Raw genomic sequence first — 16,657 nt, 5'->3', positions numbered from 1 at the left:
TCAGGTGTTGTAACCAGGTAGCATTTTTCTATACTCTAGAACTTTAGCCCTTATAAAGTCGCCTTCGGGTCTTGCTCTAAGTGCTTTCTCCATTAACTCCAAGGCAAGTTTAATATTGATTTTTTCAATTGATATAGCAGCATCACGTAGATCATTCACTGGTATATCAGTGTGATCACTCCATTCTTTAAAACATCGATAATGCCTATCTAGTACTTCCTTCCTAAGTGGTGTAATTCGTCTATGGGTAGATAACGTTTTATAGTAGTGATGGTATATTTTTCTCCCTCTAATTTTACGATAAAACCAGCTTAAATCAACGCAATCATACACGAAATCAAAAAATAATTTCTTTAAAATTCCTAGTCGCTTTAAATGATATGGGATGCCATGACCAACAGCAGGCAATCTAAGCGGTATTAGATCATTGCTATATCTTAAAGCATGAGCTTTATCTAGATTATGCAGAGGATCATACACTATATAACCACTAGATAGCATTCTTGCACCGTCAAAACATCCCGAGTCCCAATTTAGCTTCTTTTCACTATGGAACCTTGATTCCCAAGGAATTAGATCAGATTTCAAGGTGCTAATTGGATTTAAAATCAGTACCCTTTGTAAATTTAGGAGGTTGGCGTATGCACTAACACCATACCCCCCCATGCTTTCACCATAACCGAGACGACTATTAAACTTTCTTAGTTTATCACCTAGCTGCTTAATGAATTTTAAAAAAACATCACTTCTATACCAGTTATCTTTTTCAATACACGAAAAAGAAATCACATTAAAACCAGACTTGCTGACAAAATCAAAACCCCAAGGAGAGCAAGTTGGATCATCTAATTTATTTATAGGTATCGGTATTTTAGCACTTGAAAAAGTTACAATTAATGGGATATTTACATTATGAAGTGAAAATTTGCAATAAACATCATCTATTTTTTCCCAACCTGTAAAAATTTTTTCTTTTTGAAGAAGGTCTAACGAGTCAAAAAGTTTATTTCTCATTTATAGTTCTCATAATCCTATTTTAAATAGATCAGAGTTTTCCTCCATCCACTCAGTATTATCCTCTTGCTTCTTTCTCACTTCTAAAATCGCATTCTCAGAAATATTGAAGCGCATACCAACATGAACTTTTTCATCTGGGTTAAACTTAAATTTATTATAATCAACCCCTAGAAAGCCACCTACTTTAATCAGAGCTTTCTTGGAGTTATTTCTCAAATCACTAGAAAGTAAAAACAAGCAGCTTTCAGAATCAAAATAATCACTCCATGTTTTATGTATAAATGAGTAATTACTTCTTTGAATTACATCCCAGTTCGATGCCGCTTCAATTACGAAATTATCAATATCTTCCTGTTTGCTGTCAGCATTAAAACCCTGCTGCTTCATCCGCATTCTTATTCCAGATAGTGCGCGTTCAACGGGATCACGCATAATAAAAATAATCTTTAGCTTAGGGTACTTTTCACTTATTTCTTTTACGTGTTTTTCATTAAGCAAAGAGTATTCTGGTGTCATTTCACCTTTAACTACTCCCTCCGGTGCATAATCAAAAATTTTTTCATACCAATCAAAGCCGATATTTTCACTTGCAATATGCATTGCGAGCTTAATTTTTTCCCAGTTTGGCTGTTTCTCATTAACAGCATACCGTATAGCATTGACAGCATGCGACTCACGGTGTTTTTGTGTCCAAGGGTATGCTGCCTTATTATAAAACTCATTAAAAAATTGAAGCTCTTTTACTGGTGGAGTCCAAATATCGGGATGGCCTTTAAACATTTTATCAAGCCAGGTTGTACCCGCTTTTTGCGCACCAATACACAGGAAATCAGGAGATGCCATTTCAATCACCAAACAAAAAATAAACTAAATTTTAATTTTCTAAATTGTCAACAAAGATGAAAATCGTTTTCTTTCTTTTGCTTCATTCGCCAGCTTATGCCACAGCAAACTCCACCCGGCATCATTACCAAACGTTTCGTGATACCGATGCCCGTTATCCTCATAACTCTCCATCAGCTGCATAAACTGCTGAATAAAGTCATTCAGGCTGACTTGCCCATGCGATATAACCGTTAACTGGGGGAATTGCGGGCGCATCACCTGCACATTTGAGCGGGCAATGATTTCATGAAGCCAGTTAGCCTTGTGCTTCAAATCCATATCTACGGCAAAAGCAACGTGTTTTGGCAACAACGCTGTATTGCGTGAAATTTCTTCGAAGGTATAAGCTTTCTGGTGCTGTTTCTGCAGTTGGAATTTGGCGTTAATGTCGTGGGTAAGCCAGACAATGTTTGTCCTTTCCCCGCAGAGGGAAGCCACCAGCTTTTGCAGGTATACCAGGTACTCAGCCGGACCGGACCAGACCATCAGTACAGTACCGCCGTGGTCATGGGGCAGATGGTTCATGCTGATATTGGCACCACGCCCGCCATTGATGAACGGCAGAACCACACGGGTGTTGGCATGCTGGCTCAGGCGGCTGCAGTTAAACTTGGCAATCACTTCAGTGCGTCGGGGCTGATCTTTATAACAGCTTCTTGCGGCAGCCGGAGACATCAGACAACTGTCGATCAATATCTCAGGTAATTTTCTGACTTCTGCCAAATCGTCCCGGGGGTTTTCGGTCATGACCCAGAGGTGGTCACTGCGCCATCGGTTCAACAGTTCTGACAGGGTATCTACCTGCTGTATCAGGGTATCAGGCAGTCCTGCTGTATTGTGAGCAAATACCTGGGCTGCGTTTGCCAGTTTACGCACGGTATTTTTCTGTTCTTCCTGCAGCTGTCCCTGAATATATACCTGAGCCCGGTTTGCCCAGGGCACAAAATCCAGCAACTCCAGCAACCGGGTTGTGATAATGTCGTGTTTCTTCAGGTTTTCTGCATCCACCACAAAAGTCGTCAGAACATTATGACGACAAATGTCCTGCATGGATTTATTGATGGTATCAAAAAATGCCTGTTCAGCTTTTTCCTGAGCCTGCTCGCTGGCTCTGCGCAGGTTAGGCAGCATGTCAGGGTTGAAGGCCAGGTCGATACAGGCCTCGGTAATGGCTTCTAACGATTTCAGGTTGTGCCACGGGTGTTTTACCGGGTATCCCTCACTGGCATGGGCGTGTGAAATCATGGGAGCGCCGTATTTCATGGCTTCTGCTACCTTGATCTTCAGGCCGGTGCTGAAAGTCATGGGCACAGCCACTACATCAACACTTTTATAGAAGTCTGCCACTGAATCGACAAAACCAATATTTTCAACCCAGGGACCTTCAAGGTCTTCTGTCTCAATACACATGGAACCCGCCAGTACGATTTTGACCGGTGCCATGGCTTTTTTGAACTGGGGGATAGCCTGTTCAATAAAGTTGCGGGTGTTGGTGAGGTTGATATTGTTTCTGGCGCCTAAAATCCCTACACGCAGGTAGCCCTGTTTGAATTTGTCTGCGGCGGTATCTGCCACTTCGTCCAGGTCTACATGGATTAACGTGCGAACATTGGGTTTTGCAGAGAGGTTAGAGAAAAAGTGTTGCTCGTGTTCCTTTATCGCCCATACAAGGTCGGCACGTTCAATGGCGATGCGCTCTTCGTCCTGGGTGGTGTGGAAGAATTCACGGCCAATGCCGTTGGCTTCCAGAAGCTGGCGGCGATCACTGAAACGGTCGTGGGTATCGAGTATTTTCAATGTGCCAGCGGGTGCGTATTCCAGCGCTTTGCTCAGCCAGGTGTAATTGACGATCATGGCGTCGAAGCGTTTTTTATGAAACAGCCATTCCAGCTGTTTTCCAATCGCGTCGTCCCACCATTCATCAATAGTATGGTCTTCACCTTCTGCCCATGTATGCAAATCCCGGGTAGGAGGCACCATGTAAAAGCTGTCCCACTGTTCATGCATTTTCTGCATTGAGTCAAGCGGCACGTCGTTGCGCCAGTCAACTTCACTGGGGTAATACAGGTAGTGTATCCGCGCTCCGCGATCTTTCATGGACTGGCAAACCGAATAAATCCGTTTGCGGTTACCATAATCCAGAGGCCATGTCGGGGTCGGAGCCAGTACCAGAATGTCGGCACCCGGCAAGTTCAGCATCTCACTCATGCGACCTCTTCCTCAGCGACACCTTCAAATCCGGCCAGGTTCAGCACGTTCCAGCCGTAAATGGCAGACAGTTGCCAGTGGAACAGTTCCGCATCATCTGTGTCGTACATTAACCCACGCAGTGTACGCTCTCTTGGTGGCACCATGGCTGAGTATTCGAGAATGTTTTCCCAATGCCCGGCACACTGTTCGATGCACTCTTCTGCTTTCATCAGAAAATCAGACGTGGCCTGCCATGCCATCCGTTTACGGAACCATTGGCGGGATAAACGTTTCTCTTCCACCAGATGATCCAGTGCGGCATCCGGGTGATACACTCGTTTGCCGCCAGTTTCTTTAATACGATCCAGCAGTTGAGTTTCTTCGTTGCTAAGCAGCGTTGCACCGCTGCCTGTGCGACCCAGAGTAGTGGAAAAGCCACCCAGTACCTGCAGAGTGTCAACACGAAAGGCAATATTGGTGCCTGCAAACCATTCGCTTTCTTCAGCCAGGCGCAGTTCACCGCCCCAGTTGACGATGGAAACATAGCCTTCAAGCTTTGGCCCCAGCCAGCGTGGGCGAGGCATAGACCACATAGGGTCAACACGGCCACCGACAACATCAACTTCTTCACCAAAGCTGTCAAAGCCTTCGAGTATTTTTTCCAGCCATTCAGGGCGGGCAATGGCGTCATCATCCAGGTAGGCGATGTAGTCAATCCCCTGCTCTGCGCACATGCGGGTTGCAACATTACGGGCATTGGAAAGGCCAGCAATTTTTTCAACCACATATTCCAGGTTTTCAATATGTGCGAACTGCTTGCCGAACTCCTCGCAGTAGTCGTGGTCAGGAGAGTTGTCGATTACAAAGATTTTGTATTCGTGTTTACCCAGCGACTGTTTAGCGACACTCTCAATAGCTTTCGGGAGTACGTCGTATCGGTTCCAGGTACAGATTGCTGCTGCTATTCTTGCCATTTCTCTTTCTCTCAACCTGCCTTACGAACCAGTTCTTCCTGCTCACTGCCCGGGTTTTTAACCTCTTCCATAGCAGGCTTGATAGTCATTTGTTTGAAGGCGACGCCCAGGCGACGATGATCAGTAGAACTTTCATCCAGTTCACTGGGCGTAAATGTTTTAGCCAGGTTAAACGTAACCCGTGTTTGCGGTTTACCTGAGGCAGGGATGATGCCTTTCCAGAGTTGACCTTCTATTTCTAAACGCTTGACTACGCCATCAATTTCATAGGTCACATTTTCACAGCACTCTTCAGCAATGGCTTTTATTACTTCCAGTTCAAAAGCCAGTGGACGAGAACGGTCAACCATCATTGAAAAGGAAAAACTGTTTTCAGGGCCAGTCCAGCGAACGGCATCGGAGCCTGTGTATTCCATTGCGTAGAAACCATCTTCTCCACGCAGTGGCATACGTGCATCAATGAGTAACTCGTCGGGGAAGTCGTTATTGCTCAGATCGACCAGTGGCGTTGGCATTGGCACCGACAATGCACGAACTTTTTTGTTAAGTTGCTGGTTTTCAAGAGCGAGGCACTCGCTGACCAGGCGGGTTTTAGACAACTCTTTTACCAGCTGTTCAAAAAGCTGATCGCTGCCACCTTCTCTTAGCTGGCTGCGAATCTGGCTTTCAATATCGTTCAAACGTGAGGAGTTTTCAGAAATAAACTGATCTAATGGCATGGTTTTACTGTATTTAATTTTTGAGGTTTTAAGGCTGTAAGGCCAAAAAAGACGCTACCGCCCGTCGATTACAGGCAAATATTCGAAACAGCCAGGAGCAAATTGGGCGCAGGGAAGCTTACCCTTTGTTTTATTCGCTCAAAACTGTGGAATACCCCAAGTCTGTCTGTGACTCAGGGCGACTGGCTGTTGTTACTGTCGCAATAGCGCCAGTACTTCATCTGTTTTGGTTTGCATCAATTCGGAATTTGCCCGACTTTCAACATTTAAACGCACTACCGGTTCTGTATTTGAACAACGAAGGTTAAAGCGCCAGTTGTCAAACTCAAGGCTTATACCGTCGGTATGATCGACTGCCAGTGCATCTTTTTCATACACATTCAGTACACGCTCAATGGCCGCTTTTGGATCTGCGATCTTGCTATTGATCTCACCGGAGGATGGGTAAGCTTCAATGCGCTCTTTTACCATTTCGGAGAGCTTCATCTGCTTACGGCACATTAATTCTGAAACCAGCAGCCAGGGAATCATACCGCTGTCGCAATAGGCAAAGTCACGGAAGTAATGATGAGCACTCATCTCGCCACCGTAAACGGCATCCTCTTCCCGCATACGCTCTTTAATAAAGGCGTGGCCGGTTTTACTCAGAACCGGGCGACCACCTGCTTCGCTGATCACCTCAATGGTATTCCAGCTCAGACGAGGGTCATGGATAATTTTGGCACCTGTTTCATGAGCAAGAAATGCTTCACCCAGTAGCCCTACAATGTAGTAACCTTCGATGAACTCGCCGTTTTCATCAAACAGGAAGCAACGGTCAAAGTCACCGTCGAAAGCGATACCCATATCCGCACCATGAGCTTTAACAGCATCGATAGTGTCCTGACGACACTCAGGCAACAGAGGGTTAGGAATACCATTAGGGAAAGAGCCATCCGGCTCATGATGAACCTTGATCAGTTCAATGGGTACGCCAGCCTTTTGAAAGCGCTCTTCAATAGCATCAATCACATGACCAGCAGCACCATTGCCACTATTAATGACCAGTTTCAAAGGTGTAAAGCTGTCAAGACTCACGAAGCTCAGAAGTTTTTTCACATAAGCATCAAGAATACTAACTTTCTGATACTCACCCGTTTTGCTTCCAGCTTCCAGCTTCCAGCTTCCAGCTTCCAGCCCACAGCCTCCAGCTTCAGCCAACTTCTTGATCTCAAAAAGCCCCGTATCCCCGCTAACCGGTCTGGCTCCTTCCCGAACCAGCTTCATGCCGTTGTAGTCAATGGGGTTATGGCTGGCGGTGACTTCAATGCCGCCATCAACATCAAGATGCTGAGCTGCGAAATAAATCTCTTCAGTACCGGCAAGGCCGATATCAATTACATCAACGCCCGCATCCTGCAAGCCCTTCGCAACAGCAAGCTTCAGGCTTTCACTGGTTTCACGGACATCCCCACCTACAGCAATCGCTTTCGGTTTCAGGTATTCACCATAAGCCCGGCCAATTCGGTAGGCTATGTCTTCGTTAAGTTCTTCGCCTAACTGGCCACGAATATCGTAGGCTTTAAAACAGGTTAACTCTTTCACTTTTCCGCCACATCTTTATCAAAACCGTACAAATCTTCAAGACGAACAATGTCATCCTTACAGAGATAAGAACCCGTCTGAACCTCTACCATTTCCAGGGGTAACTTACCCGGATTTTCCAGAGCATGAGGCATTCCAACAGGGATATAGGTTGACTGGTTTTCGGTGACCAGCTGAGTGGTATCACCGCAAGTTACCTTGGCAGTTCCGGCAACCACAACCCAGTGCTCGGCCCGATGGTAATGTTTCTGCAAAGAGAGTCTCTGACCGGGGTTAATTGTAATTTTCTTTACTTTATAACGCTCACCGCGAGTTTGCAGATGAACCATGCCCCATGGACGATACACTACACGATGATGCCTGGATTCGATTCGGTCGTCTTTTTTCAGTCGCTCGACAATTTTCTTAATGTCCTGATCTCTGGATTTATCAGCTACCAGGATTGCGTCTTCTGTTTCGACAACCACCAGATCACTCACGCCGACTGCAGCAACCAGCTTGCTGCGGGCATCGATATAACTTCCTTTTACATCAAGCAGCTCAACATCACCCTTGGTAGCGTTATCACTGTCGTCTTTTTCAAGCACCTCCCATAATGAGGTCCACGAGCCCACGTCACTCCAGCCCGCATCCATTGGCACTATTGCCGCACGATCTGTTTTTTCCATAACAGCGTAATCAATGGAATCATCAGGACAGGCCAGAAATGCCTGCGCATCGATGCGAATAAAGTCCATATCTTCCTGGGTCTTAGCGATGGCTTTTTCACAGGCTGCCAGAATGTCGGGGCTATGTTTTTTCAACTCTTCAATATAGCGACTGGCCTTAAACAGGAACATTCCACTGTTCCAGCTGTAGTCACCACTGGCCAGGTATTGTCTGGCTGTTTCTGAGTCAGGCTTTTCTACGAATGCAGAAACCTGATAACTGTCTTCACCAATTACACTGCCTTGCCTGATATAGCCATAACCAGTTTCAGGCTTATCAGGAACAATGCCGAACGTTACAAGGTAGCCATCTTCAGCCAGAGGCAGGGCTTTTTTTACTGCAATTCGAAAAGCTTCAGGCTGAGTAATGACATGGTCAGCAGCCAGAACCAATAGTACTGGATCTTGGTTTGATTTCTGAGCCTGCAGTGCTGCAAGTGCAATAGCCGGCGCAGTATTTCTGCCTGCAGGTTCCAGAATAACTTCACTGCCGCTGCAGTTTTGTTGCCTTAGCTGTTCAGCAACAATGAAGCGGTGGGCTTCGTTACAGATAACCACAGGGTCATGATGTTCTAAGCCATCAAGTCTTTTTACCGTTTCCTGCAGCATGGTTTGCTCAGAAGTAAGCGGCAAAAACTGTTTGGGGCTCAAAGTGCGGGAGAGCGGCCAGAGGCGCGAGCCACTTCCGCCGGACATTATTACGGGTAATAGCATATTGGGAACTGGGGGCTGGAAGCTTGAAGCTTGAAGCTTGAAGCTTGAAGCTTTTCTAGCTTTGGCTGAGTTAATGAATAATTGAGTTGGCTCGGGCTAACTGTCCTGAGCCTGTGACACTGAATTGTTTGCTTTTTGCACTGATGAAACAAGATTCACCTTTATGCAAAATCAACTGTTCTCCGTTGTCACATATAATTTCCTGCGAACCTTTGATACTGAATAGTATTTCTGCTGAGTTAATGCAGAAAGGCTCCGGGCTTTCTTCTGGAGTAATAATACTCATGCAAAAATCATTCACTGGCGCCTTAAATAAAAGCTCACCGTTGTTTGTATTGGTCGGCTCCAGTAGCAATTGATCTTCACTGGTACTGCCAAAATCGATAGTTTTTAATAGCTCTTCAATATCAACATGTTTTTTAGTGAGTCCACCTCGCAAAACATTATCTGAGCAAGCCATGATTTCAAGGGCAGTACCCTTTAGATAAGCATGCAACGTTCCTGCTTTAAGAAACATTGCGTCTCCGGGTGAAAGTGTCACAAGGTTAAGCAGCAAAGGGCTTAAAACACCTATATCGCCCGGGTAATATTCATGCAGACAGCAAACTTCTTTCCAGGCTTCAACGTCAGATTGCTTAGAGTATTCAAAGGCCTCTTTTATCAAATTTTCTTTCTGTTGCCCCTTCAGGGTCATTATTGTTTGATAAAAAAGTTTTAAGCCAGACTCATTCGGAGAGTTATCCAGCTTATCCAAAGCTTCGGTCAGGGCACTAATGTTGGCCATTCTGAATAATGAAACTATTTCTTTAACTTGTCTGAACCCATTCATTGCCTTGAACGGTGTCAGAGCATAAACCAGTTCCGGTTTATGATTCGGGTCACGGTAGTTTCTATTTGCAGCATTCAGAGGCAGCCCGAGAGCATTCTCTCTCTTGAAACCAGCTTCAGCCTGGGCTTTATCTGGATGAGCCTGAATAGACAAGGGCAGATCAGCGGAGAGAACTTTGAACAGGAACGGTAAGCCCGACCCGAATGTATTTTGAGAGGCTTCGCCCAATACCTCAACATCAATAGAAATATAATCGAGGAGAGACTGATATTTCTGATGCCCAATCAGGCTGGACGGGGCTTTCGGGTGTGCGCCCATCCAAAGTTCAGCCATGGGCTTTTTTTCGCTATTCTCTATGTTGAACAGTTTCAGCATAGATTCAGGACATCCCCATACATAGTCCTGGATTGTGTTTTCAAGTTTGTAAATCATTACTTCTTTCTGCAAACTCAGTTAGTTTGAATATTGGCTTTCAATCCAGTTCTTGTAGCTGCCATCCATCACAGCCTTCCACCAACTCTCATTACTCAAATACCACTCAACCGTCTTACGAATCCCCGTTTCAAAGGATTCTTTCGGCTCATAACCCAGCTCTGCACGGGTTTTAGCGGCATCAATGGCATAGCGGCGGTCGTGACCGGGGCGGTCTTTTACGTACTCAATCAGGGATTCAGATCGACCTTCAATCGCAGCTTTAGCTTTGGGGAAACGTTTTTTTAGCTGGAAGCTGGAAGCTGGAAGCTGGAAGCTTTCGTTCATTAGCTGACAGACCAGTTTTACAATATCGATATTCTGCCACTCGTTATGGCCGCCGATATTGTAGTTCTCGCCAATTCTGCCTTTTTCCAGTACCAGCTCAATGCCTCGGGCGTGGTCTTCTACATAAAGCCAGTCACGGATTTGTTTGCCATCGCCGTATATTGGCAGGGGGTTGTCGTGCAGGATATTTGTGATCACCAGCGGGATCAGCTTTTCCGGGAAGTGGTAAGGGCCATAGTTGTTGGAGCAGTTGCTGATGGTGGTTTTCAGGCCATAGGTTTCGTTGTAGGCACGAACCAGATGGTCGCTGGAGGCTTTACTGGCCGCATAAGGTGAGTTCGGCGCGTAAGGCGTATCTTCAGTAAACGCCGGATCGGTCAGCGACAGGGTGCCGTACACTTCATCGGTGGAAACGTGATGGAAGCGGTGTTCTTTATCTTCTAACAGGTTTTCATCCAGCCAGACTTTTTTAGCCGCTTTCAGCAGGCTGTGGGTGCCTATGATGTTGGTTTCCAGAAACGCATCCGGCCCTGTAATAGAACGGTCAACATGGGATTCCGCAGCAAAGTGAACCAGGGTATCGACTTTGTGATGACGCAGCAGCTCTTCCACCAGTTCGGTATTCAGGATGTCGCCATGCACAAAGGTGTAATTCGGATTGTCTTTAACCGGCTCAAGGCTGGCGATGTTGCCTGCGTATGTCAGGGCATCCAGAACAATCACTTTGTCGTTTTTATGCTGATTCAGCCAGTAGTGGACAAAATTAGCACCGATAAAGCCGGCACCGCCGGTCACTAAAATACTTTTCATTAAATTTTATTTGATTTACTTAATTAGCAAAAATGGAGTTACAACTACTCCAGGTGAAACTGACCATAGAGAGTGGCTCTTACAGCTGGTGTAAATACAGTGATTCTTTTTTTTGAAGGGTTGACCAATGCCCGGTTGCGTTGTAGCTCGCAGCGGTTCTGATCATTTTCTTCCCCCAAACTTCTCTGTAACTTAGACCTTCAAAATCATATACTTTGTCATTACTCTTCGCTCTCGATAATACCCTGAGTATTGCGGAACTACCTGAAACACCACTAACCCCTCCTGTCTCTTGCCTGTTTTTAATATTAGTCAGCACCTCAACAATAATGTCTTTTATTAATGGGGAGTTAGGAGGGGAAGATATAAACGAGTTGTAAAAACAACCTTGCGGATCAGGCTTGTTTTCTGTTGGATGATGCTCACACAAATAAACTTTATTCTGTTCTAAACTTTCCAAAAACGAAGTGACTGGTTTGTTTTTAAGATCGGTATAAACGCCTCCAATTTTATAAATCAGAGCTAACCGCAAAACATCAGACTTCATTGCAATAAAACGACATGTTTCTACCATTTCTTTTATCGGAAAACCAAATATATTGTTGCCAATAATTGAAAAGCAGTCATCAAGACTATACACATCAAAGGAGTAGTCTGGATGGTATTTTTTCCATGCTTTTATATTGGTTTGGATATCTTCAGGAAGGTTATCATTCGCTTCAGGGGAAATCCAAATAGCAAAAACATTTCTTTTATTCATTTTGAAATCCAAATAAACATCCTGAATTCAAGTCATCAGAGCTTAATCCATGACTTTTAACTGTATAATGATTCTTGAAATCAATTGACAAAAAAGGGCTTGCAACTACATTTAGTGAGCCCAACCATAAAGGATGGTTCTCAGAGGAGATGCAGGAAATGGCTAAACCCGATTCACAGGATTTATACGAAACCGATTATTATGCCTGGGTCAACAGACAGCTGGAGCTGTTGCGAACCGGGCAGTGGGAAGCGGCTGATATCCAGAACCTTGTTGATGAAATTGAGGATATGGCAAAAAAAATAAAGCGTGAGCTTGAAAGCCGTTTAAAAGTGCTCTTAATGCACCTTCTCAAGTGGCAGTACCAACCTGACCGACGAGGTTCAAGCTGGGAAATGAGCATAAAAACTCAACGACATGATATTCCCGAGCTTCTGGCAGAAAATCCCAGCCTGAAAAGCAAGCTGGAAGAGTCCATCACAAAAGCATACCGTCGTGCCGCTTATGAGGCGCATATTGAAACCGGTTATCCTGAAGAGGATTTTCCACCGAACTGCCTATGGACATTTGAACAGTTTATGGATGCCAGCTTCTGGCCAGACCGCTTCAAGGATTAGGCACGCTACCGCCCGTCGGGTTTGTATGGCTTGTCCCGAAAGAGCGCTGGTAGAAATTGTCCAGCGCACTCTAAAGAGAAAGGGCTTGAAGAGCCATAACGATACAACGAATAAAATGACTAAAAACGATAAGGCTAAGAAAGATTAATGCTGTTTCAACTCTTTCAGCATCAATTTCAGGCATTCGCGCCAGTGCTGTACCGGCATACCCAGTGTTTCATAAGCGGTTTGCTTATCCAGTACGCTGAATGACGGACGTTTTGCAGGCGTAGGGTAAGCACTGGCAGGAATCGGCCTGACCGGAATACGCTTCTCAAGTAGCCCCAATACTAATGCTTCTTCCTGAATCGCTACAGCAAAGTCGTACCAGCTGGCAGTACCCGCATCAGTCCAGTGGAATGCAGTTGGAAGCTGGAAGCTGGAAGCTGGAAGCTGCTTTTCTTTCACTTCAAGCTTCCAGCTTCCAGCTTCCAGCTTCTGTACTGTTTGCCAGCATGCTTCAGCCAGAGTCTTTGCCCAGGTAGGTGTACCAATCTGGTCAGCCACAATACCCAGCTGCTCTTTCTCTTTCATCAGGCGCAGCATGGTTTTTACAAAGTTGTTGCCGTGTGCGGAATACACCCAGGCGGTGCGAATAATGGCTGCTTTGTTGCCAAGAATTTCGCTGACCGCCTCTTCGCCTTTCAACTTGCTGTCGCCATACACGCTGACAGGGTTTGGCTTGTCTTCCGGCTTGTAAGGTGTGGATTGTGTACCGTCGAAGATAAAATCGGTGGACACCTGCACCATCGGAATATTGGCATCAGCACAAGCCTGAGCCAGAAACCCTGCCCCTGTCGCATTCACGGCATAGGCCAGCTTTTTATCCGATTCAGCTTTGTCAACAGCGGTATAAGCCGCTGCGTTAATCAGCGCATCGGGCTTATGCTCATGAAAAAATGCATTGATAGCGGAAGCAGAGGTAATATCCAGCTGATCAACGTCTACGCAAATCAGCTCACAGCCCTCGGGGGCTGTTCTTTTCAGTTCATAACCCAGCTGGCCGTTCGAACCGGTAATTAAAACTTTCAAACTCAAACCTCCCTCTGCCAGCTTCCAGACCGAAAATTGCTCCCTGCATTTTCGGCACTTCCACCATCCATGGTGGTCGCTTCCAGCTTCCAGCTTCCAGCTTCAGAAAACGGTATCGCATTTTCATCCTTCCCGGAAAGCTGTGGTTTTTCGCCAAAGCCAATTGGCCATTCGATATTAATATCCGGGTCGTTCCAGGCAATGCTCATATCGTGCTCTGGGGCATAATAGTCGGTGCATTTATAGACAAAGTCTGCGGATTCACTGGTAACGTAAAAACCATGGGCAAAACCTTCCGGCACCCAGAACATGGTTTTGTTTTCACCGGACAGGTAAACACCACGCCACTGGCCATAAGTGGGTGAGTCTTTTCGCAGGTCAACAGCCACGTCGTAGACTTCGCCATTAATCACTCGCACCAGTTTGCCCTGGGTGTTCTGCTTTTGAATATGCAGACCCCGCAGAATACCCTTTCCGGACCGACTGTGGTTGTCCTGAACAAAGTGGGAAGGCAGACCAAGCTCTTCAAACTTTTTCGCCTGCCAGGTTTCCATAAAAAAACCACGCTCATCACCAAACACCTGAGGTTCAATGATCAACAACCCTTCAATACCAGTCTCTATTACTTTCATAAACTTCGTTTTTGAAATGTTGAAAAGTTTAAACGTTAAAAAGTTCAAACGTTTAAACTTTTCAACATTAAACCTTTAAACAAAAATGACTAAGCAAAGCGCAAGTCATTTTTCCCAAACCAGCTGATGCCTTCCAGCTCTTCGATAATATTGAGCAGGTATTCGCCGTAGCCACTTTTACGCAAAGGTTCAGCCACTTCAAACAGCTGTTCGGCATTGATATAGCCCATTCGGTAGGCAATTTCTTCCGGACAGGCGATTTTCATACCCTGACGGGATTCAATGGTTTCAATAAAGGCGGCGGCATGCAGCAGGCTCTGGTGCGTACCGGTGTCCAGCCAGGTGGAGCCACGGCCGATTTTAGCGACATTCAGGGAGCCTTCCTGCAGGTAGCAGTTGATCACAGAGGTGATTTCCAGCTCACCACGGGGGGAAGGCTCTACGGATTTGGCAAACTCGACTACCCGGTTATCAAAGAAATATAAGCCGGTTGCCGCATAGTTTGATTTGGGATGCTCGGGCTTTTCCTCAATGGAAAGAGCCTTGTCGTTTTCATCCAGCTCTATAACACCGTAAGCCTTAGGGTTAGCCACTCGATAACCAAAAATGGTGGCACCGCTCTGTTGATCCGCTTTTTGCAGGAGGCGGGAAAACTTGTGACCGTAAAACAGGTTATCACCCAGTATCAGGGCGCAGTCGTCTTCACCAATAAAGTCTTCTGCCAGAATAAAGGCCTGTGCCAGACCGTCTGGTGATGGCTGTGCAATATATTCCAGCTTAATGCCCCACTGGGAGCCATCTCCCAGCAAACGCTGGAAGCGATGCTGTTCATCCGGGGTGGTAATGATGGCAACCTCACGAATGCCTGCCAGCATCAGGGTAGACAGCGGGTAGAAGATCATTGGCTTGTCGTAAACAGGCATAAGCTGTTTGCTGACAACCTTGGTCAATGGGTACAGACGGGTGCCGGAACCACCGGCAAGAATAATGCCTTTGCGGCTTGTAGTGTGCTGAATCATAAACGGCTTTAGCTTTGTAGGTAGGATTGAAGTTGCAGGTTGCAGGTTGCAGGTTGCAGGTTGCAGGTTGCAGGTTGCAGGGATTATTTTGACTGGTTCTAATCAGTCATTTTCAAAACTGGAAAAGTGCTGTTGGCTATTGGCTATTGGCTGTATCATTCCCTGCTATGCTCAGTGCCCGCACATCAAAGGAAGCGAAGCCAATTTATCGACCAATATCTACGAACAGTTTTACAAGAGGTTGGTTAATATAGTAATTGCTACGTCCCATCTTGTGTTTGACCAAAAAATCTTTTTTGCAAAGAGCATCCAGATACTTTGCTGCGGTTAACCGCGATACGCCCAAATCCCGTTCCAGAAACTCTATTTTGGTGTAAGGGTGGCAAAACAGGTTGTTAAGCAAATCCTGACTGTAAATTTTTGGCAACTCGTCCCGCATCCGGTGTTTCATGGTTTGCATTTGTTGCTTTATGGCTTCTATCAGGACGACGGTTTCTTTTGAGGTTTGCTCAATCGCATCCAACATAAACAGCAACCAGCTTTCCCAGCTTTGTTCGTCCCTGACAGCCTGCAGGCAACTATAGTAGGCCGCTTTGTTATGGATAATGTAGCGACTCAGGTAGAGCACTGGTAAGTCCATTAACCCCTGTGCTACCAGATAAAGGATGTTGATAATTCGACCAGTGCGGCCATTGCCATCATAAAAGGGGTGAATACTTTCAAACTGAAAGTGAATAACGGCCATTTTGACCAGCGGATCATTATCCGACAATGTAATATCGTTCAGGTATTCAACCAGGTTGGTCATTAGTGCTTCAACCTGTTGCGGGTTTTGTGGTGGTGTATATACGACCTCACCTGTCGATGTATTTTTTAATTCAGTACCGGGCAACTTCCGCAAACCGGCTCGATTTTCCTCCAGGGTTTGCTGGATGTCGAGTATATCCTGTAATCGCAGCAGCCCTGTTTTTCTGACAGTCTCAAACCCTCTGCCAAGGGCGATTGCATAGCTTTTTACTTCTTTGGCTGCCGGGTTGTAAGCGCTGTCATAAACCCCCGACTTAAACAGTTCATCGTGAGTCGTTACAATATTTTCCACTGCCGAGCTATCCTTTGCCTCCTGAAGCGTCAGGGTGCTGATCAAAATAGCCTCGTTCGGAATAGAGCGTACAACGCCTTTGAGCTCTGCCAGATGCCGATGGGCAGCAGCCAGTTTTTTCAATACATTGCGACTTTCCAGGCTGGTTTCGTTGGGTAATGGCAGCTCACACAACTGAAATGGTTTCACACTCACTCCTGAACATGTATAGAAAAGTGCTGTTTTCTATACAGGTTATCAGAACATGTATAGAAAACCTTATTTTCCTATA

Annotated in this window: 15 protein-coding genes; 1 reads left to right on the top strand and 14 read right to left on the bottom strand. The window is 45.7% G+C overall.

Annotated elements, in window-relative coordinates; all coding sequences use genetic code 11:
* The 10 genes from NX720_RS11615 to NX720_RS11570 form a co-directional block, all read right to left on the bottom strand.
* Positions 1–1,014 carry a hypothetical protein gene (locus tag NX720_RS11615; RefSeq protein WP_262601273.1) on the bottom strand — a complete coding sequence of 338 codons (1,014 nt, stop codon included), beginning with the start codon at positions 1,012–1,014 and terminating at the stop codon, positions 1–3.
* Between the two features lie 9 nt (positions 1,015–1,023).
* On the bottom strand, positions 1,024–1,860 hold the full coding sequence (locus tag NX720_RS11610; protein ID WP_262601272.1) for a sulfotransferase: 837 nt from the start codon (positions 1,858–1,860) through the stop codon (positions 1,024–1,026).
* A 39-nt stretch (positions 1,861–1,899) separates the two neighbouring features.
* The gene (locus NX720_RS11605) at positions 1,900–4,110 is read right to left on the bottom strand and encodes a glycosyltransferase (protein ID WP_262601271.1); all 2,211 of its coding nucleotides are present in this window, start codon (positions 4,108–4,110) and stop codon (positions 1,900–1,902) included.
* Positions 4,107–5,066 carry a glycosyltransferase gene (locus NX720_RS11600; RefSeq protein ID WP_262601270.1) on the bottom strand — a complete coding sequence of 320 codons (960 nt, stop codon included), beginning with the start codon at positions 5,064–5,066 and terminating at the stop codon, positions 4,107–4,109. Before NX720_RS11600 ends, NX720_RS11605 begins: the two co-directional genes overlap by 4 nt.
* An 11-nt stretch (positions 5,067–5,077) precedes the next feature.
* Positions 5,078–5,785, bottom strand: coding sequence for a hypothetical protein (locus tag NX720_RS11595; protein ID WP_262601269.1), 708 nt, complete (start codon positions 5,783–5,785; stop codon positions 5,078–5,080).
* Between the two features lie 192 nt (positions 5,786–5,977).
* Positions 5,978–7,369 (bottom strand): phosphomannomutase CpsG, encoded by a 1,392-nt coding sequence (cpsG, locus tag NX720_RS11590; RefSeq protein WP_262601268.1) that lies wholly within the window; start codon positions 7,367–7,369, stop codon positions 5,978–5,980.
* Positions 7,366–8,790: a mannose-1-phosphate guanylyltransferase/mannose-6-phosphate isomerase gene (locus NX720_RS11585; RefSeq protein ID WP_262601267.1), complete on the bottom strand. Its 1,425-nt coding sequence runs from the start codon at positions 8,788–8,790 to the stop codon at positions 7,366–7,368. The genes cpsG and NX720_RS11585 overlap by 4 nt, the downstream gene beginning before the upstream one ends.
* Positions 8,791–8,860: 70 nt before the next feature.
* Entirely contained in the window at positions 8,861–10,051 is a 1,191-nt protein-coding gene (gene manA / locus NX720_RS11580; protein WP_262601266.1) for a mannose-6-phosphate isomerase, class I, read from the bottom strand.
* A gap of 21 nt (positions 10,052–10,072) precedes the next feature.
* Complete coding sequence (gene rfbB / locus NX720_RS11575; protein WP_262601265.1) at positions 10,073–11,188, bottom strand: dTDP-glucose 4,6-dehydratase; 1,116 nt, start codon at positions 11,186–11,188, stop codon at positions 10,073–10,075.
* A 79-nt stretch (positions 11,189–11,267) separates the two neighbouring features.
* The gene (locus NX720_RS11570; protein WP_262601264.1) at positions 11,268–11,948 is read right to left on the bottom strand and encodes a glycosyltransferase family 32 protein; all 681 of its coding nucleotides are present in this window, start codon (positions 11,946–11,948) and stop codon (positions 11,268–11,270) included.
* A gap of 158 nt (positions 11,949–12,106) precedes the next feature.
* Here NX720_RS11570 and NX720_RS11565 point away from each other — a divergent pair, with 158 nt between their 5' ends.
* Entirely contained in the window at positions 12,107–12,565 is a 459-nt protein-coding gene (locus tag NX720_RS11565; protein WP_262601263.1) for a DUF29 domain-containing protein, read from the top strand.
* A 144-nt stretch (positions 12,566–12,709) separates the two neighbouring features.
* On the opposite strand, the gene rfbD is transcribed toward NX720_RS11565, so the two are convergent.
* The 4 genes from rfbD to NX720_RS11545 all read right to left on the bottom strand — a co-directional run bounded on the left by rfbD (position 12,710) and on the right by NX720_RS11545 (position 16,575).
* Positions 12,710–13,642, bottom strand: a complete 933-nt coding sequence (gene rfbD, locus NX720_RS11560) for a dTDP-4-dehydrorhamnose reductase (protein ID WP_262601262.1) — start codon at positions 13,640–13,642, stop codon at positions 12,710–12,712.
* A complete protein-coding gene (gene rfbC, locus NX720_RS11555; RefSeq protein WP_262601261.1) occupies positions 13,639–14,268 on the bottom strand; it encodes a dTDP-4-dehydrorhamnose 3,5-epimerase in 630 nt (209 codons plus the stop codon). The genes rfbD and rfbC overlap by 4 nt, the downstream gene beginning before the upstream one ends.
* A gap of 89 nt (positions 14,269–14,357) precedes the next feature.
* Complete coding sequence (gene rfbA, locus NX720_RS11550) at positions 14,358–15,287, bottom strand: glucose-1-phosphate thymidylyltransferase RfbA (protein WP_262601260.1); 930 nt, start codon at positions 15,285–15,287, stop codon at positions 14,358–14,360.
* Between the two features lie 205 nt (positions 15,288–15,492).
* Complete coding sequence (locus NX720_RS11545) at positions 15,493–16,575, bottom strand: Fic family protein (RefSeq protein ID WP_262601259.1); 1,083 nt, start codon at positions 16,573–16,575, stop codon at positions 15,493–15,495.
* Between the last annotated feature and the right edge of the window lie 82 nt (positions 16,576–16,657).

The sequence above is a fragment of the Endozoicomonas euniceicola genome, from assembly GCF_025562755.1.
Classification (GTDB): Bacteria; Pseudomonadota; Gammaproteobacteria; order Pseudomonadales; family Endozoicomonadaceae; genus Endozoicomonas_A; species Endozoicomonas_A euniceicola.
Note: the sequence above shows the minus strand (reverse complement) of the source record. Positions and strands in the feature narration are given on the sequence as shown.